The sequence below is a fragment of the Hydrogenophaga sp. genome (genome assembly GCF_050250835.1).
GTDB lineage: Bacteria > Pseudomonadota > Gammaproteobacteria > Burkholderiales > Burkholderiaceae_C > Hydrogenophaga.
The window spans coordinates 24873-49990 of record NZ_JBFWNX010000004.1 but is presented as its reverse complement, the minus strand read 5'-3'; the positions used below and the strand labels follow the sequence as shown (position 1 = coordinate 49990).

Sequence of the window (25118 nt, the reverse complement as noted above, 5' to 3'; positions counted from 1 at the left end):
CAGCCAGGACCTGTTGGGTGCGGGCTTCTTCTTCACTGACCGCTCTCCAGACTCACGCCATGTTCGAGCGCGAGCGTCCGAACCGCTTCCACAAAAACGCGCGCACGGTGCCCGTAGTTGTCGAACATGTCCAGGCTGGCGCAGGCGGGCGACATCAGCACCGCGTCGCCCGCTCGGGCCTGCTGCGCGGCCAGTGTCACGGCTTCGGGCAACGAGGCGGCATCGAGCTGGTGAACGCCGGAATCATCCAGCGCGGCGCTCACGGCAGCGCGCAACAGGGCAGCATCGCGACCGATGTACACCACCGCGCGCGCATGGCGCGCCAGCGGTTCGGCCAGTGGTGCGAAATCCTGCCCCTTGCCATCGCCACCCAGAATGACGACCAGGCGCCGTTCAGCGCCGAGTCCGCGAACGGCAGCCAGCGTGGCGCCCACATTGGTGCCCTTGCTGTCGTCGAAATACTCGACCTCGTTGACGATGGCCACAGGTTCCACGCGGTGCGGCTCGCCCCGGTATTCGCGCAGGCCGTGCAACATGGGCCCCAGCGCAGCGCCGGTGGAAGTTGCCAGCGCGAGCGCAGCCAAAGCGTTCGCAGCGTTGTGACGACCTCGGATACGAAGCGCGTCCACCGGCATCAAGCGTTGGAAATAGATCTCTTCCTCTTCGTCAGAGCCGCGGCCGCGCTTGCGCGTTTCGTCCAGCGCCAGCGCTCGCACCAACCAGGCCATGCCATTGACCGTTTCGATGCCCCAGTCGCCCGCGCGCGCAGGCACGTCCAGGCCAAAAGTCGTCCAGGGTCGCGCACTCTGCTGCCGGTTGCGGTTGCCCACCTTGACCGTCACGAGCCCGGGTTGCATGGCCATCACCAATGGATCGTCGCGGTTGAGCAGCATGAGCGCCTGCGCGCCGAAGACCGCCGCCTTGGCCTGGGTGTAAGCGACCATGCCGCCGTGCCAGTCGAGGTGGTCTTCGGTGAGGTTGAGCACGGTGGCCGCCGTGGGCACGCGGTCCCAGGCGCTGCCGGCCGTGCCATCGAGCTGGAAGCTGGAGAGTTCGAGCACCCAGACCGAAGGCAGGTGCAACGGCTGCGGCGGTTCGATGGGCGGTGGCACAAGCTGGGTCGAGCCTTCGTCTTCGCCCTCTGCATCGACTTCGGTGTCGGGATTGGCATCCGGATTGGCGTCGTCGGGATCGCCTTCGACGGCCGACTCCTGCACCGGCGTTGCCTGCGCCAGTGCAGGAGGCGGCGCATCGGCCTGCGCCTGCGCGGCCGCGCGCTCGTCGTCGGCCTGCTGGGCAATGCACTCATGGTCCAGTGCGGCCATCAACACGTCCATCAGGGGCGGGCCAATGTTGCCCGCCACCGCCACGTTCACCCCCGCGCGCTGCAGCAGGAGGCCGGTGAGCGCGGTCACCGTGGTCTTGCCGTTGGTACCGGTGATGGCAAGCACCTTCGGTCGGTAGGGCAGGCGATCGCGTTGCCCGAGTTCACTCAGCGCGCGGGCGAACAGATCGAGTTCCCCCGCCACGGCCACGCCGCGCGCGAGCGCCCAATCGAACACCGGCTGAAGCGACGAAGGCGCCAGGCCGGGGCTGCGGGCGATCAATTGCCATTCGTCGCGCTGCAGCAGGGCGTCGCCGAAAGGCCCGGCGAGGAAACTGGCCTGCGGACACTCGGCCTGCAATGCCGTCAGCTGCGGTGGCGCCTCGCGCGTGTCGGCCACCGTCACGCGCGCACCCTGGCGAAGGCACCAGCGTGCCATGGCCAGGCCGGAAACTCCGAGCCCGAGGATGAGAACGGCCTGGTCTTTCATCGAAGTTTCAAGGTGGACAGCCCCACGAGGCACAGAAGCATGGTGATGATCCAGAAGCGCACGACGACTTGCGTCTCTTTCCAGCCCTTCTTCTCGAAGTGGTGGTGCAGCGGCGCCATCTGGAACAGGCGCCGGCCCGTGCCGTAGCGGCGTTTGGTGTACTTGAACCAGGTCACCTGGAGCATCACCGAAAGCGCTTCCACCACGAAGATGCCACCCATGATGGCGAGCACGATTTCCTGGCGCACGATGACGGCGATGGTGCCCAGTGCGCCACCGAGCGCCAGCGCTCCCACGTCACCCATGAAGACTTGCGCAGGGTGTGTGTTGAACCAGAGAAAGGCCAGGCCGGCGCCGGCCATCGCGGCGCAGAAGATCAGCAGCTCGCCAGCGCCTGGAATATGGGGCAGCAGCAGGTAGCGCGAGAACACCGCGTTGCCGGTGACGTAGGCGAACACGCCCAGCGCCGAGCCGACCATGACCACCGGCATGATGGCCAGACCATCCAGCCCGTCGGTAAGGTTGACGGCGTTGCTCGAACCGACGATGACCAGGTAGGTCATGACGACAAAGCCGAACACGCCCAGCGGGTAGCTGATTTCCTTGAAAAACGGCACCAGCAGTCCGGCTTGCGGCGGCAGATCGACCGTGAAGCCCGAACTGACCCAGGCGACGAAGAGCTCCATCACGCGCAGGTTGCTGCTCTCGGACACGCTGAACACCAGGTAGAACGCCGCCACCAGGCCGATGACCGACTGCCAGAAATACTTCTCACGCGAGCGCATGCCCTCGGGGTCCTTGCGAACCACCTTGCGCCAGTCGTCCACCCACCCGATCGCGCCAAAACCCAGGGTGACCAGCAACACGATCCACACGAAACGGTTGGACAGGTCGAACCACAGCAAGGTGGAGAGTGCGATGGCGAACAGGATCAGCACACCGCCCATGGTGGGCGTGCCGCCCTTGCTCAGGTGCGTCTGCATCGCATACTCACGGATCGGCTGGCCGATCTTGAGCGCTGCCAGCCGGCGAATGAAATACGGGCCAGCCACCAGGCCGACGAGCAGGGCGGTGAGCGCGGCCATCACGGCGCGGAACGTGAGGTACTGGAACACCCGCAGGGAACCGAATTCGGGCGAAAGGCCTTGCAGCCAGAGGGCCAGGCTAGGCAGCATGGGCGTTGTCCTTGTCGTTGTCGGCTTGTTGCGCATGTTCAAGCGCTTGCAGGGCATGCACCACACGCTCCATGCGCATGAAGCGCGATCCCTTGACGAGCACGCTGCGAAAGACCGGTCGGTCGTCGGTGATGGCGGCACAAACGGCACCAGCCATGGCGGGGACTTCGACCCAATGCACCGGAACGGGCTCACCCGCCTCACGCATCGCGGCGCAGGCACGGGCCATCCAGTCGCCCGTCACATGCACGGCCTCGATGCCCCTCGCCCGGGCGTGGCGCAGAACTTCTTCGTGGAAGGCAAGCCCCTGGTCGCCGACCTCGCCCATGTCGCCGAGCGCCAGCAGGCGTGGAGCGGGCAGTTCGGCCAGCACGTCGATGGCGGCGCGCACCGAGTCGGGATTGGCGTTGTAGGTGTCGTCGATCAGCGTGATCTGGCGCTCGCCCAGCCGCAGCGAGAGCGCGCGCGAGCGCCCGCCCACTGGCTCGAACGCGTCCAGCCCGCGAGCGATGGCTTCCAGTGATACGCCAGCGGCCAACGCACAGGCGGCGGCGGCCAGCGCATTGCGCACATTGTGGCGACCGGCAATGCGCAGGCGTACCGTGACCTGGCCGGCGGGTGCATTCACATTCAAGGTCCAGGCGCCGTCCTGCCATTCGGCCCGAGCGGCGGTCACATCGGCGCTGGCGTCGGTGTCGCTGAACGTGATCGTGCGACGGCCCGCGGCCAGCTTGCTCCACAGCGGCGTGTAGGTATCGTCGGCAGGAAAAACGGCCACACCGCCCGCGCCGAGCGCCTGGATAACCTGACCGTTCTCCAGCGCCACGGCCTCGACCGTGGCCATGAACTCCTGGTGCTCGCGCTGCGCGTTGTTCACCAGCGCGACCGTGGGCTGCGCCAGCGCGGCGAGCTCGGCGATCTCGCCAGGGTGGTTCATGCCCAGTTCAACCACCGAAAGGCGGTGGCCTGCGTGCAGGCGAAGCAGCGTGAGCGGCACGCCGATGTCGTTGTTGAAATTGCCCAGTGTGGCGTGTGCGGCCTCGCCGGCGGTTGCTCGCAGGATGGACGCGATCATCTGCGTGACCGTGGTCTTGCCGTTGCTGCCCGTCACGGCAATCAGCGGCAGGCTGAACTGGCTGCGCCACAGCCGCGCCAGCTCACCCAGTGCGCGCCGCGAGTCGGGCACCAGTACACCGGGCAGGCCAGCCTCCTGCAGGCCATGCTCGGCCAAGGCGGCCAGCGCCCCCTGGGCTCTGGCCTGAGGCAGGAATTCGTGCGCGTCGAAGCGTTCACCCTTGAGCGCCACGAACAGGTCACCGGTCCGCAGGCTGCGCGTGTCGGTGTGCACGCGGGTCAGGGGCAGGTCCAGGTGGCCCACCACCTGTGCGCCGATGAGCTGCGAGAGCAACTGGCCGATGGTCTTCATGCGGTGGCTCCCTGGCGTGCGCGGCGTTGCAGCGCGTTGCGCCCTTCGTGCAGATCGGAGAATGGTCGCTTGACACCCATCACGTCCTGGTAGTCCTCGTGTCCCTTGCCGGCGATCAACACCACGTCGCGCGCGTCGGCCCGTGACACCGCCAGTTCGATGGCGCTGGCGCGATCGGGCTCCACCAGCGCTGCAGCCTCGCTGGACAGACCGGCCACCATCTGGCGCAGGATGGCCTGCGGATCTTCGCTGCGCGGGTTGTCGCTGGTCAGCACCACATGGCCGGACTCGCGCTCGGCAGCAGCAGCCATCAGGGGTCGCTTGCCGGCATCGCGATCCCCCCCGCAGCCCACGACCACCCAGAGTGAGCCGCCGCGCTGCTGCACCAGCGGCTGCAAGGCCTGCAAGGCCTTTTGCAGGGCATCGGGCGTGTGGGCGTAGTCCACCAGCACCAGAGGCAGCCCCGGCGCGGCGGAAGCGACCTGCTCCATGCGACCCGGCACTGGCGTGAGCATGGCGCACGCTCGCACGGCATCGTGCAGGGGCACACCCAGAGCGCGCGCCGTGGCCAGCACGCACAACAGGTTCGAGACGTTGTACTGGCCGACCAGTGGCAGGGCCAGGTCATGGGTCTCCAGCACCCGCCCCTGGGCCTGGCGCTCGCCCACCTGCAAGGCCATGCCGTGGTCGGTGAAACGCACTCCGGTGGCAAACAGGCGGGAGCGGGCCAGGCGTTCAGATACCACGTCTTCGGCCTCGATGCCCACCGTCCAGAGATCAAGGCCCCGGCTGGCCAGAGAGGCGGCAAGCGACACGCCTCGCGGGTCGTCCAGATTCACCACCGCGCTGACCAGCGCTGGCCAGTCGAAGAGGGCAGCCTTGGCAGCCCAATAGGCTTCCATGCTGCCGTGGTAATCGAGGTGGTCCTGGGTCAAGTTGGTGAACACCGCCACGCGCAAGCGTGTGGCGTTCAGACGCCCTTCCACCAGCCCGATCGACGAGGCTTCGATCGCACAGGCCTTCAGGCCTTCGTCGGCAAACCGGCGCAGTTGGGCCTGCAGCATCACCGGATCGGGCGTGGTGAGCCCGGTGGGTACCAGCGCCACACCGTGGCTCGTCGATGCCGGCGGACGACCCATGCCCAACGTGCCCACCACCGCGCAGGGCTTCTGACAAGAGGAGAGCAACTGGGCGGTCCACCAGGCGGTGGAGGTCTTGCCGTTGGTCCCGGTGATGGCCACCATGTCCAACGCCGCGCTGGGCATGCCATGAAAGGCGCTGGCGATGGCCCCAGCCGATGCCTTGAGCCCAGGAACGGCGGCGATGCGCTCATCCGTGAAGCCGTGGGCCTCCACGCCTTCGAGTTCGACCAAGGCCGCGCTGGCGCCGGCGCGCAGGGCCTCGGCGACGAAGCGGCGGCCATCGGTGGCTGCCCCCGGCCAGGCCACGAATCCATCGCCCGCGCGCAGACGGCGGCTGTCGCAATGCAGCTCGCCTGTCACGCGCTCGCGCAGCCACTCGGCCACGGCGTGGGGATGGAGGATCGTGCGCATCAGAAAGATTCCTCGACCACGTCGGTGACGATCTGCGGCTTGACGTTCATGTCGGGCTGCACACCGAGAATGCGCAGCGTCTGCTGCACGGTCTCGCTGAACACCGGGGCCGCCACCACGCCGCCGTAGAAGACGCCGTTGCTGGGCTCGTCGACCATCACGGCCACCACGATTCGCGGTGATTCCACCGGGGCCAGTCCCACGAACCAGCTGCGGTACTTCTTGTCGGCGTAGCCCTTGCCTTCCTGCTTGCGCGCGGTGCCGCTCTTGCCGCCGACCGAATAGCCCATGGTCTGTGCACGGGAGCCCGTACCGCCTGGACCAGCAGCCAGCCCCAGCATCTGGCGCACGGCGATCGAGTTCTTCTGGCTGAACACGCGCACGCCCGCCACCGTGTCGGCCGACTTCTGCAGCGTCACAGGAATCAGTTCTCCGTCGCGAGCAAACACCGTGTAGGCCTGTGCCAGCTGGAACAGCGAGGTCGAAAGCCCGTAGCCATAGCTCATGGTGGCCTGCTCGATCGGACGCCAGCTCTTGTAGGGACGCAGCCGCCCAGCCACGGCACCCGGGAACGGCACTTGCGGCTTCTGGCCGAAGCCTGCCTGAGCATAGGTTTCCCACATCTCGCGCGGACTCATCTGCATCGCCATCTTGACGGTGCCCACGTTGCTCGACTTCTGGATCACCTGCGAGACCGTCAGCACCTCGTTCGGGTGCGAGTCACTGATGGTGGAGCCACCAATGGTGATGCGGCCCGGCGCGGTGTTGATGGGAGTGTTGGGCGTGACCAGCCCCTTGTCCAGCGCCAGCCCGACGATGAAGGGCTTCATCGTCGAACCGGGTTCGAAGCTGTCGGTGAGCACGCGGTTGCGCAGTTGCTCGCCCGTGAGATTCTGCCGCCGGTTGGGGTTGTAGCTCGGGTAGTTGGCGAGTGCCAGCACCTCACCCGTGAGCGTGTCGATCACCACCACGCTGCCCGCCCGCGCCTTGTGCAGCAACACCGCGTCCTTGAGCTTCTGGTAAGCGAAGTACTGCACTTTGCTGTCGATCGAGAGCTGCAGATCGGGCCCGTCTACTGGCGGGACCACGTCACGCACGTCTTCCACCACGCGCCCCAGGCGGTCCTTGATCACGCGGCGCGAACCGCTCTTGCCCGCCAGCTGCTTGTTGAATGCCAGCTCGACGCCTTCCTGACCGATATCTTCCACGTTGGTGAAGCCCACCACATGAGCAGCAGCCTCGCCCTCCGGATATTCACGCTTGTACTCGCGGCGCTGGTAGATGCCCTTGATGCCGAGTTCAGCGATCTGTTTGGCCACCGGGTCGTCCACCTGGCGCTTGACCCACACGAAAGTCTTGTCTTCGTTGGCCAATCTTTTGCGCAGATCGGCCAGAGGCATCTCCAGCAGTTTCGCGAGTTGGCGCAGCTTGGGATCGGTGCGGTCCACGTCTTCCGGAATCGCCCAGATGCTCTGCGCCACCACGCTGGACGCGAGGATCAGGCCATTGCGATCCAGCACGCGACCTCGGTTGGCGGGCAGTTCCAGCGTGCGAGCGAAGCGCACTTCGCCCTGGCGCTGAAAGAAATCGTTGCCGAACACCTGCACGTAGGCCGCCCGCCCGGCCAAACCAGCGAAGGCCACAGCCAGACCCGCGACGATGAACTTGCTGCGCCACACCGGCGTGCGGCTGGCCAGCAAGGGGCTTGCCGAGTAGTTGATGCTGCGGCTCATGGTCGCCGCTCCGGTGTGGCAGGCGTGGGCGCGGGCGGCGGCTCGAACACGGTGACGTACTGCGTGATGCCCGGCGTGACCGGGCGCATCTGCAACTGCCGTGCAGCCAGTTGCTGCACGCGCGCAGGCGTGGCCTGGGCTCGCTTGTGTACCTGCAATTGTTCGTGCTCGGATTCCAGCTTGCGCGACTGTGCCTGCGAGCGGTCCAGCGCAGCGTAGAGCCGGCGCGATTCGTACTGCGTGTGCACGAGGTAGAACGCGCTCGCGATCACCGCGACCAGCAGGACCAGATTCAAGCGGATCATGCCGGCGCCTCGGTGCGTTCGGCCACACGCATGACGGCACTGCGCGAACGGGGGTTGCCCTTGACCTCCTCATCAGAGGGCATCACGCGTTTCAGCGCGCGCAGCGCCATGGGAGCAGGCTCGGCAAAGGGCACGCGGCGGTCCACGACGGCGCGCGAATGGCGGGCCATGAACTGCTTGACCATGCGGTCTTCGAGCGAATGGAAGCTGATGACCACCAGTTTTCCTCCCGGACGCAACACCTTCAGGCTGGCCTCTAGCGCTTGTTGCAACTCTTCAAGCTCGGCGTTGATGAAAATCCGAAAAGCCTGAAATGTGCGCGTTGCAGGGTCCTTGCCCGGCTCGCGGGTTTTGACCGCGCCAGCCACGACTTCGGCCAATTCGCCGGTGGTTCGAAAAGCGCCCCGTTCCTGTCGGCGACGATCAATCGCCTTTGCAATCGATTGAGCAAACCGTTCTTCGCCATACTCACGAATGACCTCCGCCAGAGTGGAAACTTCGGCCGTCTCCAGCCACTGCGCCACACTCTGGCCGCGCGTGGTGTCCATGCGCATGTCCAGGGGTCCGTCGTGGCGAAAGGAGAATCCCCGCTGGGGATCGTCGATCTGAGGTGAACTCACCCCCAGGTCCAGCAGCACACCGTGCGCGCTGGCCGCACCCAGCTCCGCCAGATGAGCGAAGCCTTCGTGCCGAATGGAAAAACGGCCATCGCTGGCCGCCAGTTCCTTTGCCACCGACACCGCCTGTGGGTCCTTGTCGAAGGCGGTCAGCCGCCCTTTCGCAGACAGGTGCTCCAGCAGCAGGCGCGAGTGGCCACCGCGTCCGAAAGTGGCATCGACGTAGTGCCCATCCGGGTTGATCGACAGAGCCTGCACAGCTTCGTTCAACAGGACGGTGTGGTGAATCCATGTGCCTTGCACCATCGCCCTTAAAAGGAGAAATCCTTGAAGACATCGGGCATGTCGGCCTTCATGGCCTCGGCTTCCTGTGCCGCATAGGCTTGGGCATCCCACAACTCCAGGTAGGCGCCCATGCCCAGCAGGATCGCGTCCCTGGTGATGCCTGCCGCTGCGCGCAACTCGGGCGAAACCAGCACGCGCCCGGTGCCGTCCATCTCGACGTCCATCGCATTGCCCAGGAAAATGCGCTTCCACCACTGGGCAGACATCGGCAGCGATGCGATGCGGTCCCGGAACTCCTCCCACGCGCTGCGCGGGAAGATCATCAGGCAGCCATGGGGGTGTTTGGTGATGGTGAGCTGATTCGAACCCGCGCCCAGGGCGTCACGGTGCCGCGTCGGCACGGAGAGCCGACCCTTGGCATCGAGACTGAGAGAAGACGCACCCTGGAACACCGAAGTCAATCCTTGAAAAACACTTTTCACCACTTAATTGCACTTTTCCCCACTTTAGCAGGAAAAGATTGCGGTGCAAGCCTGCGGCTACAGATTTTTTCAATGAAATCAACCACTTAGGAGGGAAACGCACATCCTTTTCGAATCAAAAATGCATTAAAAGCAAGCACTTACAAGAAGCACTGCATGTGTTGCTTGAAAACCCTGCTGCAGGCAGGGCTGTACGGGCAATCAGGTATCCGCGTGACGGACCTGTGTGGACTCAGAGGATGTAACGAGACAGATCTTCGTTCTGACTGAGTGCGCCCAGGCGGCCGTCGACGTATGCCGCATCAATGGCTATGGTCTGGCCGCTGAGGTGGGCGGCATCGAAGCTGACCTCGTCCAGGAGGTGTTCCATGACGGTGGCCAGGCGGCGCGCGCCAATGTTCTCGGTGCGCTCGTTCACGTCGCAGGCGATTTGCGCGAGGCGGCGGATGCCCTCAGGACCGAACTGGACCGTCACGCCTTCGGTGGCGAGCAGCGCCTGGTACTGGCGCACCAGCGAGGCGTGCGTCTGCGTGAGGATGGCCTCGAAATCGTCGACCGACAACGACTGCAACTCCACGCGGATCGGGAAACGGCCCTGCAGTTCGGGGATGAGGTCGCTCGGCTTGGCCAGGTGAAAAGCGCCACTGGCGATGAAGAGGATGTGGTCGGTCTTGATCACGCCGTATTTGGTGGTGACCGACGTGCCTTCAACCAGCGGCAGCAGGTCACGCTGCACCCCTTGGCGCGAGACCTCGGCGTTGCCGCCACCTTCGTTGCGCGAGGTGACCTTGTCGATCTCGTCGATGAACACGATGCCGTTCTGTTCGGCGTTGTGCAGAGCCCGCGTGCGGATCTCGTCTTCGTTGACCAGCTTGCCCGCCTCCTCCTCGATCAGCAGCTTCATCGCCTCGGCAATCGGAAGCTTCCGCGTCTGGCGCCTGGCGGCCCCCATCTGGCTGAACATGCCGCGCAGGTGCTCGGCCATCTCTTCCATGCCGGCCGGGCCCATGATCTCCATGGGTGGGCGCTGCTCGATCAGGTCGATTTCGATCTCCCGGTCGTCCAGCCCGCCCTCGCGCAGCTTCTTGCGGAAATTCTGGCGCGCAGTGCTCTCGGTGGTGGCGACCACGCTGACCGGCTCGGCGGCCATGCTGCGCGGTGGCGGAATCAGGATGTCGAGGACGCGGTCCTCTGCGGCGTCTTCTGCACGCGTGCGCAGCTTGCGCATCTCCGCTTCGCGCGTCTGCTTGATGGCAATTTCGGCCAGGTCGCGGATGATGCTGTCCACGTCTTTACCCACATAGCCCACCTCGGTGAACTTGGTGGCCTCGACCTTGATGAAGGGCGCGTCGGCGAGCCGCGCCAGGCGACGTGCGATCTCGGTTTTTCCCACGCCGGTAGGACCGATCATGAGGATGTTCTTGGGCGTGATCTCGGGCCGCAGCCTCTCATCGACCTGCTGGCGGCGCCAGCGGTTGCGCAGCGCGATGGCCACGGCGCGCTTGGCACCTTTCTGGCCGATGATGAAACGGTCGAGTTCGGAAACGATTTCCTGCGGAGTCATCGAAGACATGTGTCGGGCTCAGTCCAGCGTTTCGATCGTGTGGTTCATGTTGGTGTAGATGCACAGCTCACCGGCAATGGCCAGCGACTTGCGCACCACCTCTTCCGCGCTCAGTTCGGTGTGGTCGACGAGGGCTTTCGCAGCGGCCTGCGCGTACGCGCCACCCGAGCCGATGGCGACGATGCCGTGCTCGGGTTCGAGCACGTCGCCATTGCCGGTGATGATGAGCGAAGCGCTCTGGTCGGCCACCGCAAGCATCGCTTCCAGGCGACGCAGCACACGATCGGTGCGCCAGTCGCGCGTGAGTTCGATGGCTGCGCGCACCAGATGCCCCTGGTGCTTCTCCAGCTTGGCTTCGAAGCGTTCAAAAAGCGTGAAGGCATCGGCGGTGGCGCCGGCAAAGCCTGCCAGCACCTTGTCGTGGTGCAGCTTGCGCACCTTGCGGGCGGTGCCCTTGACCACGATGTTGCCCAGCGTCACCTGGCCATCGCCGCCAATCGCCACTTGCACACCTTGTGGTGTCTGCCGGCGAACGCAGACGATGGTGGTGCCGTGAAAGGATTCCATGGGTTCGAATTGGGGTCTTGCGAGGGAAATGCAATGGCCCGGCGTGACGGGCTTTGCCACAGATGGTACCGGGGCCAGCCCCAGAGAGCGCACTGCCGCGGCGTTCAATCGACGCGCACGACGACTTTGGCGTACTCGGTGATGCCGATCACATGGAAGAAGGCCGACACCAGACGGTGTGCGTCCACAAACTGCACCAGCCGGCCTTCGGCGTGGTGGCTGGACACCCAGTTGAGCAACGTCCCGGCGGCGGAGAAATCCACCCGGATCAGATGGCGGCAGGAAATGATGAGCACGTCAGCGCCCTTGAGCTTGCGCTCCAACGCATCCAGCGTAGTCTGCGGATCGCCACGGATTTCGCCCGAGAGTTCTACCAGGCCAAGCTGGCTGGTCTCCGAGCCCTGGCTGTCAAGCAAGGACTCGCCACCGCCGGGATAGCCCGAGGCCACCTGCTCCAGCACGGATTCGCCCAGCACCGACTGGCCAGCTTCACCCGGCTTGTCGTGGGAGACCGACATGTAGTGGCAGCGCGGCTTCTCCCAGCCCGGGGGCGACACCTCGTAGGTGACACAGAAATCAAGTGCCGTCAGTTCGAATTCGTCCGGGCGGTTCATGATGCGAAGCACCGCCATGCGCAACTCCCACCAGAGCTGCTCCACATCGCGACGGCTGGACGGGGTCTGGCTCTTGAGCAGGTCGCGAAAAGCTCCCGCCCCCTGGAAGCGCAGCTCCACGTCCTGATCGCCCCAGAGCGTAAAAATGCCCAGCAAGGCCCGCGCGGCCTTGAGGTCCATGCTCTCCAGCGGCGTCCAGTCCAGCACCCAGGGTTGCGGCGCTCGCAGCAACACGTTTTGCAAAGTGCCCACCGCATGGGCATCGAGTTCTGGTTCGCAGATCCAGACCGCCCGGTTGTGGCCGGTGGACGGCGTGTAGACCTTGCCCGTCATGCGCGAGACCGCGTCGGGCATGTCGTACCACTGAGGCGCGGAGCGGTTGAAACGGTTGACGAAGTCCACCGCGCGGCTTTCGAACGGCGCCAACTGCCCGGTAGCCCGATACAGGTCGAACAGCGCGAGCCAGTCTTCCTGCTGATCGGCCTTGGCGCCGCCATCGTTCAGCGCCTCGAGCAAACCCTGCTCGGCACCCGCGTCGTCGCCATTGGCGAAGCGGATCGCGGCCTCCTCCACCTCGGGGTCCTGCGCAATTTCCTGCACATCCAGCGCGTAAAAATGCGAAGCGGAGAACTGGGAAGCGGGGCTGCCGGACTGGCGTTGCGAGGTGGGCGCCATCAGACCGGTGCGCGCCGGCGGCGCGGCAGCTGGCGGAGGTGGTGCTGCGGCCACCTGGCGTTCGCGTGAGGGCGACCAACTCTTGCGCAGCGCCGCCGGGACGCTGGCCGGCTGGGTGTCCTGCATCGCCCGGTCGAGTTTCTGGCTGGCCGAATTCGGCGCACCGTTTGCCGGATTGGGCAATGGACCGGGCTCGGTCTCGTCGTACTGCGCCTTGCGCTGCCTGATGGCAGGGTCCGGCGCGGCCGGCACCGAAGTGGCGTCGTCCTTCTTGGAAGTGGGGCCACCCGGTCCGTGAGGCGCTGTGTTCAGGCCAGACCCCGTGCTCACCAGCGAGTCAGGGCCTTTGGTCTTCCACCACTGCATCGACATCTGGGCTTCGATTTCGTCGATCTTCTTGAGCGTTTCGGCCCGGTCGTCCGGCTTGGACGGCAGGCTGCTCTGGAAGAAGGATGGGCGCATGCCCTGCCCTTCGCCCGGCGTGCCCTCGCGGCTGCGAATCTTGCGCAGCATGTCGAACTCGCGTTTGCGCACGAAGTCGTTGCGCCGCTTGCGCTCGATCATTTCCTTGAGCGCGGCCTTGCTGTACTCGCTCTCGCGGTCGGCCGATCGCGTGTCCAGGTCCGACCAACTGGTGGTCGGGTGGCGAACGAACTTCACCACCTTGGACAGGAAGCCGCCGTTGGAGTCGTCCTTGGACATGGGTGCTCGTTACCGCAAAGAGAAAAGCGACCAGTCCGGGCTCAGTCGCCGAACATCTTCTGCTTGAGCTCTCGGCGCTGTTGCGCCTCCAGCGACAGGCTCGCGGTGGGGCGGGCCATGAGCCGGCCCACACCGATGGGTTCGCCGGTTTCTTCGCAGTAGCCGTAGTCACCCGAATCAATTCGCGCAATGGCCTGTTCGATCTTCTTGAGCAGTTTGCGCTCGCGGTCCCGCGTTCGCAGTTCGAGCGCGTGCTCTTCCTCGATGGTGGCGCGATCGGCAGGATCGGGCACCACCACGGTGTCTTCGCGCAGGTGCTCGGTGGTTTCCCCGGCGTTGGCCAGCATGTCGGCCTTGAGCTGGGAGAGCTTGCGGCGGAAGAAAGCCAGCTGCAGGTCACTCATGTACTCGCTATCGGGCATGGCCTGCACATCCTGATCGGTCAGTTGTTCGACCGACAGGGTCTTCCAGTTGTTGGCTCGTTTGGGATCTTTCTGGATGGAGGATGGCACGGGTGGGGTCATGACGGCGCGTTCGTTCATATGGGAAAAGGTCGCTTTGGCAGCATCCGGGGCGTGGGTCGGCACCACCGCAGCCTGGGTCATCTGCTCCATCATGACTTTTTTGGCGGCCCGCTTGCCCAGAGGGCGCGGCGTGGGCTCCACCACCACAGGTGCGGGTGCGGGCGCGCGCTTGGCACTGGAAGGCTTGGGAGCGGGCGCCGCGACAGGCGCGGCCTTGGAAACCGGAGAAATCACTTTGGGAGCAGCCGCCTTGGCAACGGGCTGGGTCTTGGTTCTGGTGGCCTGGGCCACCGGTTTGATCGTCTTGGACGGAGCCGCAGCCTTGGCAATCGGTGCCTTGGACACCGGGCGGGCTGCGGACTTTTTGACCACTGGCTTGGTGGCGGGCTTGGCGACCGGCTTCTTGGCCACCGGCTTGGGTGCCGGCTTCTTGACGGCGGGTCTGGCAGCTGCCTTGAGCGGCGCCTTTTTGGCCGACGCCTTGGCCGCTGGCTTCACAGGGGTCTTGGACTTGGTCGGCGCCTTGGCGGTTGCGGTCTTTTTGGCTACCGTCGCGCGTGCCTTGGCTCCCGATGTGGCGGGTTTGCCTGATTTCGCTGTCCTGGTTGCCGGGGGTTTCACAACGGTCTCCTCTGTGTACCTGACGATGCGGGATCTGGGGACGGGGCGCTGCTGCGGACGGGATGCCGGGCGGCGTCTCGACGGCCCGACTGGACCGACCGACTCGTCCTTATACCCCCATTGCCGAGTGCCTTTGTAAGTGGGCGGGGAGCGATCGTCGCAGAGCGCCGGCCTGCCGACTTGGGCCGCGATTGTAACGAGACTGGTCCGAGCGGCCCGGATTCCTGTCCGCAGGGCAAGCCCAGGCGTTGGGGAAGCGAGACAAACAACACGTTCGGGCCTGGTTCTGATGAAAAGGAGCTCAAACCCTGGGCGCAATACCGTCAGGCCAGGCTCTGGTCCAGGCCCTGGATCAGGATGTCCTTGGGCAGGTCAATGCCGATGAACACCATCTTGCTCACCCGGGGTTCACCCTCGGCCCAGACCGGCCCGAGGTCGCTGCCCATCAGCTGATGCACCCCCTGGAAGATCACCTTGCGGTCGGTGCCTTCCATGTGCAGCACGCCCTTGTAGCGCAGCATGCGCGGGCCATAGACCTGCACGATGGCGCCAAGAAAGTCTTCCAGCCTGGCCGGACTGAAAGGCCGCGTGGCGCGATAGACGAAGCTCTTCACGTCGTCGTCGTGATGGTGGTGGTGCCCGTGACCGTGATCGCCGTGGTCGTGCTGGTGCGACGGGTGGTCGCAATGCTCGCCGTGCTGGTGATCGTGGTGCTCATGTCCATGATCGTGATCGTGATCGTCGACCTTGAGGAAGTCGGGGTCGATGTCGAGCTTGGCATTGAGGTTGAAGCCGCGCAGGTCGAACACCTCCTTGAGCGAAACTTCTCCGAAATGCACCGGGCGCATGGGCGCACGCGGATTCATGTGTTTGAGCCGGTGGGTCAGTGCATCCAGCTCTTGCTCGCTCACGAGGTCGGCCTTGCTGATGAAGATCTGGTCTGCAAACCCCACCTGACGCCGCGCTTCCTGGCGCTCGTTGAGCTGCTCGGCCGCATGCCTGGCATCCACCAGCGTGAGGATGGAGTCCAGCAGGTACTGCTCGGCGACTTCGTCGTCCATGAAAAAGGTCTGCGCCACAGGCCCCGGATCGGCCAGGCCGGTGGTCTCGATCACCACGCGCTCGAAATCGAGCTCCCCCTTGCGCTTCTTCTGAGCCAGGTCCTGCAGCGTGGCGCGCAAGTCGTCGCGGATGGTGCAGCAGATGCAGCCATTGCTCATCTGGATGATGTTTTCCTGCGTGTCGGCCACCAGGATTTCGTTGTCGATGTTCTCTTCACCGAACTCGTTCTCCACCACGGCAATCTTCTGGCCATGGGCCTCGGAGAGCACGCGCTTGAGCAGCGTGGTCTTGCCCGAGCCTAGAAAGCCGGTGAGGATGGTGGCGGGAATGAGTGACATGGCGGGCAGGAGCGGTCGGTGGGGGGCGAAAGCAAACCGGGGAGTGTATGCGACCCCGGAAAAGAGCGCAGCTTGCGCTCAGGGGCGCAGGTAAACGTAACCTTCGCGGGCCTGCAGGCGGGCCACTTCGGCCACGCCCGAAGGCACCACCCTGGCCTCCATGGCCACCTTGGAGGCGTCGATGTTGCGCGAGACCAGCGTGTTGTTGCACACGAAGAAACCGACGCCCTTGGCGGATAGATCGCCAATGGCACCGGCAAACGACTGGCCGGCCGTGTTGTTGGCGCCATCGAGCAGGAAGTCGATGCCAGCCCCATGTGTGACGACCACGATCTTGGCTGTGGGATCGGCGGCCAGGTGGTTGCGGATATTGGCAACGGCCCGCGAGGCTTGCGCAATGCCATCGCTGAGGTGATAGACCACCTTGATGGCCGGAGGCGTCTGGGCCAGCGCCGGCAGCGACGTGGCCATCACGGCGGCGAGCAGCAGGGACTTGAAGGCGACGAGGAACTTGAACACAGTGGTCTCCGATGGATGCGGGCAAAGACGCATCCTACAAGCAACGGCCCGACCGGAAGGTCAGCGGGGAGACCGAGGGCGTCCTTCCACGGGCGGTGGCACGGATTCGTCGGCAACACCGGGCGGGGCACTCCGCGCATGCGCCCGGGGGTGGGCCGCGTCGTAGGCTTTGGCCAGGTGTTGGAAATCGAGCCGGGTGTACACCTGCGTCGTGCTGATGCTGGCGTGCCCCAGAAGCTCTTGCACGGCGCGCAGATCGCTGCTGGACTGCAGCACATGGCTGGCGAAGGAATGCCGCAGCATGTGCGGATGCACCGGCGTGGCCAGGCCGGCGAGCAGCGATCGGCGCTTGAGCCGCAGGCGGATGTGCTGCGGCGTCAGACGCTGGCCGCGAGCGCCAATGAACAGCGCCGGGCTCTCGCCCGCCCAGGCGTCGCGCAGTTCCAGCCAGCGCGCCAGGGCCTCCAGCGCCTGGCGGCCTACCGGCACGCTGCGTCGTTTGGCTCCCTTGCCCAGCACGTGGGCTTCGCTGGCCTGCGCGTCGATCCAGCCGCGCGCGCTGGCGCTGGCGGCCACGTCCAGTCCCACCAGTTCCCCGATGCGCATGCCGCAGCCATAGAGCAGTTCGGTGATGCAGGCGTCGCGCGCCTCCAGTGATGGGTGATCGGCCGCTTCGTGGTGCGAGGCGAGTTGCACCGCCTCGTCCACGCCCAGCGCTTTGGGCAGGGGCTTGCCGGCCTTGGGCGCGCGCACGTCCTGCACCGGGTTGTGGTGGACCAGCCCCTGGCGGCCCAGCCACACGTAGAAGCCGCGCCAGCCCGAGAGTATGAGAGCGATGCCGCGCGCACTGCGGCCACCGCCATGCATCTTCGCCACCCAGCGCCGGATGTGGGGGCTCTGCACCTCGGTGAGCGCCAGTCCAGCTTCGCGCGCCTGGGCCGCGAGTTTTTCCAGATCCAGGGTATAGAGCTCGACCGTGCGATCGGCCAGGCGCTTTTCAACGCGCACGTGGTTCAGGTAGGCCGTCACCAGCGCGGCATCTGCGTCGCTGGTGAGCGCGGGACTCACTGGGGCCTCAGTCGGGAAAGGGATGCGCTGGAGAGCTCGCCGATGCGCTCCAGGAAGTCGGTGCCCATGTCGGCGGCGAAGCGCTGCTGGTCGGCCGAGGCCAGGACCAGCAACCCGAATGCCTGGGGCGCCAGGCCGGCGCGCAGCGGAATCAGGGCCAGCGATGCAGCCGACGTCGGGTCGGCCAGCCACTGCGCGGCCTCCAGGCCGGGATTGGCGCCGCAATAGGGGTGCATGAGCGAAGAGGCAAATGCCATCACGTCTTCGCTCGCGCCCTGCGCGAATGGCTCGTTGGCGTATTCAGGTGCCACGTCCCAGACCTTGATGGCCACCTGTGGCACCAGGAAGTGCTCGCCGATGGCGCGGGCAGCCACGGTGGGCAGCTCGACCGCCTCGCGTGTGAGCAGCAGCTCGCGCGTCCAGCGCTGCAGCTTGTCGGCGATGTTCGTGTTCTCGTGGCCGTTGCGAATCATTTCGGCGGCCTTGAGCTCCAGTCCCCGGATCTTTTCGCGCAGCATCTCGGCCTGGCGCTCCTGCAAGCTCACGGCGCGCTGGCCATGAGGGCTGGTGAGCTGCACGGCAGCCAGCAGGCTGGCGTGGCGCTCGAAGAAGTCGGGTGTGTTCGCCAGGTAGTTGGCGATGTCGTCTTCCGTGATGGGGGGAATCTGGTTGGGGTTCATGGGGCTGCACTGTAGACCACATCACGCCAGGTCGGGCACGTCGATCTGGCCATCAAACACGGTGGTGGCCGGTCCAGTCATGAACACCGGCTGGTCGTGGTCAGGACTGTTATGCCATTCGATGGTGAGCACACCGCCAAGGGTGTGCACGTCGACCCTTGGATCGAGCAGGCCCAGGCGGATGCCAGCCACCACGGCGGCACAGGCACCGGTGCCGCAGGCCAGGGTTTCGCCAGCGCCACGCTCGTAAACCCGCAGGCGCACCTCGTGGCGGTTGACGACCTGCAGGAAGCCGGCATTCACCCGCTGGGGGAAACGCTCGTGCGATTCGATCCACGGGCCCCAGGCCTGCACCGAAGCGGTCTGCACGTCTTCCACCAGCAGCACGGCGTGCGGGTTGCCCATGGAGAGCACGGCCACCGGCACGTCGCCGGCATACGGCAGTGCCAGCGGCCAGCGCTCGAAATCGCCCATGGACTCGGCCTGCAGCCCCTCGGCCTGGAAGGGAATGCGGTCGATCGCGAACACGGGAGGTCCCATGTCCACCGTGACGCGGCCATCGTCGTGCATGCGCAGCTCCAGTTCGCCATTGACCACCTTCACGCGCAGCGGGTTCTTGCGACTCAGGCCTTTGTCGTGCACATAGCGCACGAAGCAGCGTGCGCCATTGCCGCAATGTTCCACTTCACCGCCATCGGCGTTGTGGATCGTGTACTCGAAATCCAGCCCTGGGCCGGGCGAGGGCCGCACGCTCAGGATCTGGTCGGCGCCTACACCGAAATGCCGGTCGGCCAGGAAGCGGTACTGGGCCGCACTCAGGCCCAGACGCCCCCGGGTTTCGTCGAGCACGACGAAATCGTTGCCCGCGCCTTGCATCTTGGTGAATCGGATGTGCATGGGCGGGATTATCCGCCCAGCACGCCGTGCACCGCCCTGGCGCGGGGCCACACGCTGGTGCATGACGCACGCACCGCTGTGGCCGGCGCTCGATTGCCTGGTGGCGCATGCGCACAAAGCGGGTGCCTTTTTGTACGCAATTCTGAGAAAAATGCGTACACGAGGCCTGGCACGGCTTATGCGATCAGGTTGCCGCATGAACGATCCCACGCCCCAGGCTGCCGGCATTGAACTCATTGCATTGACCAAGCAGTACGCTGCTGGCAGCGTGGCGGTGGACAGCATCAACCTGCGCATCGCCAGCGGCAGCTACTGCTGCCTGCTCGGCCCTTCTGGCTGTGGCAAGAGCACGACGCTGCGCATGATTGCGGGCCACGAAACCACCACCAGCGGCGACATCCTGCTGGAGAACCGCAACATCACCCACCTGCCTGCGGCCGGGCGTGGCACAGCCATGATGTTCCAGAGCTTCGCGCTATTCCCCCACCTCTCGGCGCTGGACAACGTGGCCTTCAGCCTGAAGATGAAGGGCGTCAGCAAGGAAGCGCGCCACCAGCAGGCGCAGGACCTGCTGGAACGCGTGGCCATGGGGCACCTCAGCGCACGCAAGCCGGGCGAACTCTCGGGTGGCCAGCAACAGCGCGTGGCGCTGGCGCGCGCCCTCATCACGCAGCCGCGCGTGTTGCTGCTCGATGAGCCGTTGTCCGCCCTCGACCCATTTCTGCGTGTGCAGATGCGTGCCGAGCTGCGCCGCTGGCAGAAAGAACTGGGCCTGACCTTCATCCACGTCACGCACTCGCAAGAGGAAGCGATGGCGCTGGCCGACACCATGGTGGTGATGGACCACGGCCGCATCGAACAGGTGGGCTCGCCCCACGAGGTCTACAACCGTCCGGCCAGCGAGTTTGTGGCGCGTTTCATGGGGGGCCACAACGTGCTGCAGACCACGCAGGGCAAGGTCGCCGTGCGCAACGACCACATCCGCGTGGCGCCGCTGGACCGCGGCGAGAACGGCTGGCCGGCGACGGTGAACGATGTCGAGTACCAGGGCAGCTACGTGTTGCTCGGCCTGCACCTGGCCGAAGGCCAGTCGGGCGAGAGCGTCTCGGTGATGTTGCCCGAGGCAAGTTTTGCCCAGCACCCGTATGCGCCGGGCGACCGGGTCAGCCTGAGCTGGGCGGCCTGGCAGGCGCACAGCTTTGCGCCGACCCTCCACGCCTGATCCCGGGGCGCCCCATTTTCTTTCCCCCAACCCGCACCGCAGGAGAAATGCCATGTCGACATCCGATCAAGAGCCCACCATCACCGCCGCCCCGGCCGGCCTGAGCCGCCGCAGCCTGCTGCAGGGCACCGCCGGCATGGCCGGCATCCTGGCCACCGGCCTGGCGCCTGCGGTACACGCGCAGGAAAAGATCGTGCTGCGCTACCTGGGCACTGCGGTGAACCAGGACAAGGCCATCGCCGAGAAGTTCAAGGCCGACACCGGTATCGAGATCCAGTACGTGGCGGTGACCACCGACGACGTGACCAAGCGCGCCGTGACCGCGCCCAACAGCTTTGACCTGATCGACACCGAGTACTTCTCGCTCAAGAAGATCGTGCCCACCGGCAACCTCAAGGGCATCGACACGAAGAAGATCAAGAACGCCGACAAGATCACGCCGTTGTTCACCACCGGCACCGTAGCGGGCAAGGCCGTGGGCGACCAGGGCACGGCGCCCAAAAAGGTGATTTACCTCGAAGGCGAAAAGAGCAAGAAGTTCGCAGCCTCGCCCACGCAGTACATGTCGCTGATTCCCACGGTCTACAACGCCGACACGCTGGGCATTCGCCCCGACCTGATCAAGCGCCCCATCGAGAGCTGGGCCGAGTTGCTCAACCCGGAATTCAAGGGCAAGGCCGCGATCCTCAACATCCCTTCGATCGGCATCATGGACGCCGCGATGGTGGTGGAGGCCAAGGGCATCCACAAATACAAGGACAAGGGCAACATGAGCAAGGCCGAGATCGACCTGACGATCAAGACCCTGATCGAGGCCAAGAAGGCGGGCCAGTTCCGCGCGCTCTGGAAGGATTTCAACGAGTCCGTGAACCTCATGGCTTCGGGCGAGGTGGTGATTCAGTCCATGTGGTCGCCGGCCGTGACGGCCGTGCGCACCAAGGGCATCGCCTGCAACTTCCAGCCGCTCAAGGAAGGCTACCGCGCCTGGGCAGCCGGCTTTGGCCTGCCGGCCACGCTCTCCGGCAAAAAGCTCGACGGCGCCTACGAGTTCATCAACTGGTTCCTCGACGGCTGGGCCGGTGCCTACCTGAATCGCCAGGGCTACTACAGCGCCGTGCTCGACACCGCCAAGGCCAAGATGGAAGCCTATGAGTGGGCCTACTGGATGGAAGGCAAGCCCGCGTCGCAGGACATCAAGAGCCCAAATGGCGACGTGCTGGCCAAGGCCGGAGCGGTGCGCGACGGCGGCAGTTACGAGGCTCGCATGGGCGGCATTGCCTGCTGGAACGCCGTCATGGACGAGAACGAGTACATGGTCAGGAAGTGGAACGAGTTCGTCGCAGCCTGAATGCCATGACCACTTCCACCACGAACCCCGTCAAGACCGTGCGTGCCTGGTGGCAGGCCGCGCCTTTCACGCTGGTGTTCGTGGTGTTCTTCCTGATCCCGCTGGCGCTCACCGTCATGGTGAGCTTCTGGAACTTCAACGAGTACGAGCTGATCCCCGGGTTCACGCTGCGCAACTACACCGCCATCTTCGAGGGCTGCTCCACGCTCACGGATCATGGTGATTTCTGCGTATCGCTCTCCACCTACCTCTCCACCCTCAAGTTCTGCCTGCTGGTTTGGGGCATCACGCTGGTGGTGGGATTCTCCGTCGCGTACTTTCTTGCCTTACACGTGCGCTCGCCGGGCATGCAGACGCTGCTGTTCGTGCTGTGCACGGTTCCGTTCTGGACGTCCAACGTCATCCGCATGATTTCCTGGGTGCCGCTGCTGGGCCGCAACGGCCTGGTCAACCAGGCCCTGATGGGTGCAGGCCTCGTCGACACGCCGGTGGAGTGGCTGCTGTTCTCCGACTTCTCGGTGGTGCTGGCCTTCGTGCACCTCTACACCATGTTCATGATCGTGCCGATTTTCAACAGCATGATGCGCATCGACCGCAGCCTGCTCGAAGCCGCCAGCGACAGCGGCGCGAGCAGCTGGCAAACGCTGTGGAACGTCATCGTGCCGCTCTCCAAGACAGGCATCATCATCGGCTCGATCTTCGTGATCACCATCGTCATGGGTGACTTCGTCACCATCGGCGTGATGGGCGGGCAGCAGATCGCCTCGGTGGGCAAGATCATCCAGGTGCAGACGTCCTATCTGCAGTTTCCGCTGGCGGCCGCCAACGCGGTGATCCTGCTGGCCATCGTGCTCATGATCATCTGGGGCCTCACCCGGCTCGTGGACATCCGCAAGGAGCTGTGAACATGGCCTCACAGATTTCCGATCCTCGCGCGCCCGGGTTCTGGCCTCTGGCCATTGTCTTCGCGCTGTTCGTGCTGTTCATGTACGGGCCGATGTTCGTCATCTTCGTGCTCAGCTTCCAGGGACCCGAAGGCGGTCTCACCTTTCCGCTGCGGGGGCTCTCGCTGCATTGGTTCCACAAGCTGGCCGAAGGTCTTGGCACGGTCGACATCGGCGCGGCCTTCCTGCGCTCCCTGCTGCTTGGCGGTGTGGTGATGCTGCTCACCGTGGTGCTCTCTGTGCTGGCCGGCCTGGCATTTCGCAAGCCGCTGCGCGGCGGCAACGCCCTCTTCTTCATGACAGTGGCCAGCCTGATCATGCCGTCGATCATTGTCTCGCTGGGCATCGGCCTGCAGTTCCGGTTGCTCGACGGCGCCCTGAAGTGGCTGCTGGAGGCGGTGGGCGCCACAGGCGCGCTGGAGAACTACGGCACGGCCCTCGGCCTCATGACCTCGGCACTCGGCGCGCACCTGACCTGGACGCTGCCCTTCGGCCTGCTGATCATGTTCGCGGTATTCAACCGATTCAACCCGGCCTACGAAGAAGCTGCCCGCGACCTGGGCGCCACACCGTGGCAGGGCTTTCGCCATGTGGTGCTGCCACTGATCGGGCCTTCGGTGGTCGGCATCGGCATGTTCGGTTTTACGCTGAGCTGGGACGAAATCGCGCGCACCTCGCAGGCCATTGGCGACGTGAACACGCTGCCGCTCGAACTGCAGGGTCTCACCTCCACCGTGACCACCCCCGCCATCTACGCGCTGGGCACTGTGACCACCGTGGTCTCGCTGCTGGTCATGGGTGTGGCCGTGTCGCTGGCGCTGTGGCTCGGCAGGCGCCAGAAGAAGGGACGCTCGGGATGAGCCACACGGCCAGCGACATCACCATCTACGACCGCGTCGTCTCCGCCATCCTCGACCACCGCCTGCCGCCGGGCACCAAGCTGGTGGAAGACCGCCTGGCCAACGCGTTTGGCGTCTCGCGAACGCTCATCCGCCCGGTGCTGGTGCGCCTGGCCAACGAGCACATCGTCACGCTCACGCCCAACCGGGGCGCCACCATCGCCCAGCCCAGCGAGCAGGAGGCGCGCGAAGTCTTCGAGGTGCGCCGACTGATCGAATCGCAGCTGGTGGAACGCTTCGTGGACCGCGCCGAACGCGACGACCTTCAGTTGCTCACCCAGTGCATCCGGGACGAAGAGGCTGCCCGCGAGGCCGGCGAGATGCGCCGTGCGATCCGCCTGTCGGGCGACTTCCACCTGCACATCGCCGATCGCGCCGGGCAGCAGACCATGGGGCGCATCCTGCGCGAAATGGTCTCGCGCACCTCGCTCATCCTCATGACCTACAGCAGCAGCCACAACCACGCGAGGCGGGAGGCCACCGCCTGCGGCTGCGTGGAACACCGCGCACTGCTGGCCGCCATCCGTCTGCGCGATGCCCGCGAGGCCGCACGCTTGATGCGCGAGCATCTGTACCGTCTAGAGGCCGAGCTGAATTTCTCTCCCCCGGGCGGCAAGGAGCCCGACCTGGCGAGTCTTTTCCTCTCAGCGATCTGACGAGCCCATGCGCCAGTTGCTGGTCATCAACCCCAACACCTCGACCAGCGTGAGCGCGCTGCTGCAAACCCATGTGCAACAGGCGGCCGGGCTTCACGTGGCGGTGCGGACCGCCACCGCCCGCTTCGGCTCACCCTACATCGCCGACGAGGCGAGCTACGCCGTCGCCGCTCACGCCGCGCTCGACGCCTGGGCCCATGCCCTCGCCAGTGAACTCCGGCCGCCGGACGCGGTGCTGATCGGCTGCTTCGGCGACCCCGGCCTCATGGCTTTGCGCGAGAGCAGCCCCGTGCCGGTGACCGGCCTGGCCGAAGCCGCCTTCATCGAAGCGGCGCGCCATGGGCGCTACGCCATCGTCACCGGAGGCGCCCGCTGGGGGCCGATGCTGCAACGCCTGGCCCAGGCGCTGGGGCAGGCCCAGCAGTTGGCGGGCATCCACACCGTGGCACCCACCGGCGCCGAACTGGCGGTCAACCCGGTGGCCGCGCGCGCCCTGCTCGCCCAGGCCTGCCGCGATGCGTCGCGCCAGTTGGGCGTGGAAGCCGTCATTCTTGGCGGCGCCGGGCTGGCTGGCATGGCCGCGCTCGTGCAGGCCGAGGTACCGATTCCTGTCATCGACAGTGTGGTGGCGGGCGCGCACTGGGCATTGCGAAGTGCGCCAATTCCACCTTTGCGCGAAGTGCCTGGCTTCGATGTGGCCTGGAAAAACCTGTCTGCCGAAATGACCACTTTGGGCGTCACCCCCGACCACCGTTCGGGCTGAGCCTGTCGAAGCCCTCGCGGGCACTTCAACAGGCTCAGTGCGAACGGAATTTGCTGCCTGCCAAC

23 protein-coding genes are annotated in these 25118 nt (G+C 65.5%); 6 read left to right on the top strand and 17 right to left on the bottom strand.

Annotated elements, in window-relative coordinates; all coding sequences use genetic code 11:
• Positions 1-32: 32 nt before the first annotated feature.
• The 17 genes from murD to dapF form a co-directional block, all read right to left on the bottom strand.
• The gene (gene murD, locus AB7F11_RS06900) at positions 33-1814 is read right to left on the bottom strand and encodes a UDP-N-acetylmuramoyl-L-alanine--D-glutamate ligase (protein WP_428287932.1); all 1782 of its coding nucleotides are present in this window, start codon (positions 1812-1814) and stop codon (positions 33-35) included.
• The gene (gene mraY, locus AB7F11_RS06895) at positions 1811-2989 is read right to left on the bottom strand and encodes a phospho-N-acetylmuramoyl-pentapeptide-transferase (RefSeq protein WP_428287931.1); all 1179 of its coding nucleotides are present in this window, start codon (positions 2987-2989) and stop codon (positions 1811-1813) included. Before mraY ends, murD begins: the two co-directional genes overlap by 4 nt.
• The gene (locus tag AB7F11_RS06890) at positions 2979-4415 is read right to left on the bottom strand and encodes a UDP-N-acetylmuramoyl-tripeptide--D-alanyl-D-alanine ligase (RefSeq protein ID WP_428287930.1); all 1437 of its coding nucleotides are present in this window, start codon (positions 4413-4415) and stop codon (positions 2979-2981) included. The genes mraY and AB7F11_RS06890 overlap by 11 nt, the downstream gene beginning before the upstream one ends.
• A complete protein-coding gene (locus AB7F11_RS06885; protein ID WP_428287929.1) occupies positions 4412-5968 on the bottom strand; it encodes a UDP-N-acetylmuramoyl-L-alanyl-D-glutamate--2,6-diaminopimelate ligase in 1557 nt (518 codons plus the stop codon). The genes AB7F11_RS06890 and AB7F11_RS06885 overlap by 4 nt, the downstream gene beginning before the upstream one ends.
• Positions 5968-7701, bottom strand: a complete 1734-nt coding sequence (locus AB7F11_RS06880) for a peptidoglycan D,D-transpeptidase FtsI family protein (RefSeq protein ID WP_428287928.1) — start codon at positions 7699-7701, stop codon at positions 5968-5970. The genes AB7F11_RS06885 and AB7F11_RS06880 overlap by 1 nt, the downstream gene beginning before the upstream one ends.
• The gene (gene ftsL / locus AB7F11_RS06875; protein ID WP_428287927.1) at positions 7698-8006 is read right to left on the bottom strand and encodes a cell division protein FtsL; all 309 of its coding nucleotides are present in this window, start codon (positions 8004-8006) and stop codon (positions 7698-7700) included. Before ftsL ends, AB7F11_RS06880 begins: the two co-directional genes overlap by 4 nt.
• Entirely contained in the window at positions 8003-8929 is a 927-nt protein-coding gene (rsmH, locus tag AB7F11_RS06870; protein WP_428287926.1) for a 16S rRNA (cytosine(1402)-N(4))-methyltransferase RsmH, read from the bottom strand. Before rsmH ends, ftsL begins: the two co-directional genes overlap by 4 nt.
• Positions 8930-8934: 5 nt before the next feature.
• Positions 8935-9360 (bottom strand): division/cell wall cluster transcriptional repressor MraZ, encoded by a 426-nt coding sequence (mraZ, locus tag AB7F11_RS06865; RefSeq protein WP_428287925.1) that lies wholly within the window; start codon positions 9358-9360, stop codon positions 8935-8937.
• Between the two features lie 262 nt (positions 9361-9622).
• The gene (gene hslU, locus AB7F11_RS06860; RefSeq protein ID WP_428287924.1) at positions 9623-10963 is read right to left on the bottom strand and encodes an ATP-dependent protease ATPase subunit HslU; all 1341 of its coding nucleotides are present in this window, start codon (positions 10961-10963) and stop codon (positions 9623-9625) included.
• 9 nt (positions 10964-10972) lie between these two features.
• Positions 10973-11521, bottom strand: a complete 549-nt coding sequence (hslV, locus tag AB7F11_RS06855; protein ID WP_428287923.1) for an ATP-dependent protease subunit HslV — start codon at positions 11519-11521, stop codon at positions 10973-10975.
• Positions 11522-11625: 104 nt separating this feature from the next.
• Entirely contained in the window at positions 11626-13512 is a 1887-nt protein-coding gene (locus AB7F11_RS06850; RefSeq protein WP_428287922.1) for an STAS domain-containing protein, read from the bottom strand.
• Positions 13513-13553: 41 nt separating this feature from the next.
• Entirely contained in the window at positions 13554-14534 is a 981-nt protein-coding gene (gene dksA / locus AB7F11_RS06845; RefSeq protein WP_428287921.1) for an RNA polymerase-binding protein DksA, read from the bottom strand.
• 446 nt (positions 14535-14980) lie between these two features.
• Positions 14981-16057, bottom strand: coding sequence for a CobW family GTP-binding protein (locus tag AB7F11_RS06840; protein WP_428287920.1), 1077 nt, complete (start codon positions 16055-16057; stop codon positions 14981-14983).
• Between the two features lie 78 nt (positions 16058-16135).
• Positions 16136-16528, bottom strand: coding sequence for a DsrE family protein (locus tag AB7F11_RS06835; protein WP_428288168.1), 393 nt, complete (start codon positions 16526-16528; stop codon positions 16136-16138).
• Between the two features lie 108 nt (positions 16529-16636).
• The gene (locus AB7F11_RS06830; RefSeq protein ID WP_428287919.1) at positions 16637-17644 is read right to left on the bottom strand and encodes a tyrosine recombinase XerC; all 1008 of its coding nucleotides are present in this window, start codon (positions 17642-17644) and stop codon (positions 16637-16639) included.
• Positions 17641-18324 carry a DUF484 family protein gene (locus AB7F11_RS06825; RefSeq protein WP_428287918.1) on the bottom strand — a complete coding sequence of 228 codons (684 nt, stop codon included), beginning with the start codon at positions 18322-18324 and terminating at the stop codon, positions 17641-17643. Before AB7F11_RS06825 ends, AB7F11_RS06830 begins: the two co-directional genes overlap by 4 nt.
• Before the next feature lie 21 nt (positions 18325-18345).
• Positions 18346-19221, bottom strand: a complete 876-nt coding sequence (dapF, locus tag AB7F11_RS06820; RefSeq protein WP_428287917.1) for a diaminopimelate epimerase — start codon at positions 19219-19221, stop codon at positions 18346-18348.
• 196 nt (positions 19222-19417) lie between these two features.
• Here dapF and AB7F11_RS06815 point away from each other — a divergent pair, with 196 nt between their 5' ends.
• From AB7F11_RS06815 to AB7F11_RS06790, 6 genes are read left to right on the top strand one after another with little or no spacing between them, the layout of a single operon-like run.
• The gene (locus AB7F11_RS06815; protein WP_428287916.1) at positions 19418-20443 is read left to right on the top strand and encodes an ABC transporter ATP-binding protein; all 1026 of its coding nucleotides are present in this window, start codon (positions 19418-19420) and stop codon (positions 20441-20443) included.
• 52 nt (positions 20444-20495) lie between these two features.
• A complete protein-coding gene (locus AB7F11_RS06810; RefSeq protein WP_428287915.1) occupies positions 20496-21791 on the top strand; it encodes an ABC transporter substrate-binding protein in 1296 nt (431 codons plus the stop codon).
• Positions 21792-21796: 5 nt separating this feature from the next.
• The gene (locus AB7F11_RS06805; protein WP_428287914.1) at positions 21797-22696 is read left to right on the top strand and encodes an ABC transporter permease; all 900 of its coding nucleotides are present in this window, start codon (positions 21797-21799) and stop codon (positions 22694-22696) included.
• Positions 22697-22698: 2 nt separating this feature from the next.
• Positions 22699-23595 (top strand): ABC transporter permease, encoded by an 897-nt coding sequence (locus AB7F11_RS06800; RefSeq protein WP_428287913.1) that lies wholly within the window; start codon positions 22699-22701, stop codon positions 23593-23595.
• Complete coding sequence (locus AB7F11_RS06795; protein ID WP_428287912.1) at positions 23592-24290, top strand: GntR family transcriptional regulator; 699 nt, start codon at positions 23592-23594, stop codon at positions 24288-24290. The genes AB7F11_RS06800 and AB7F11_RS06795 overlap by 4 nt, the downstream gene beginning before the upstream one ends.
• A gap of 7 nt (positions 24291-24297) precedes the next feature.
• On the top strand, positions 24298-25053 hold the full coding sequence (locus tag AB7F11_RS06790; protein ID WP_428299878.1) for an aspartate/glutamate racemase family protein: 756 nt from the start codon (positions 24298-24300) through the stop codon (positions 25051-25053).
• Positions 25054-25118 lie beyond the last annotated feature (65 nt).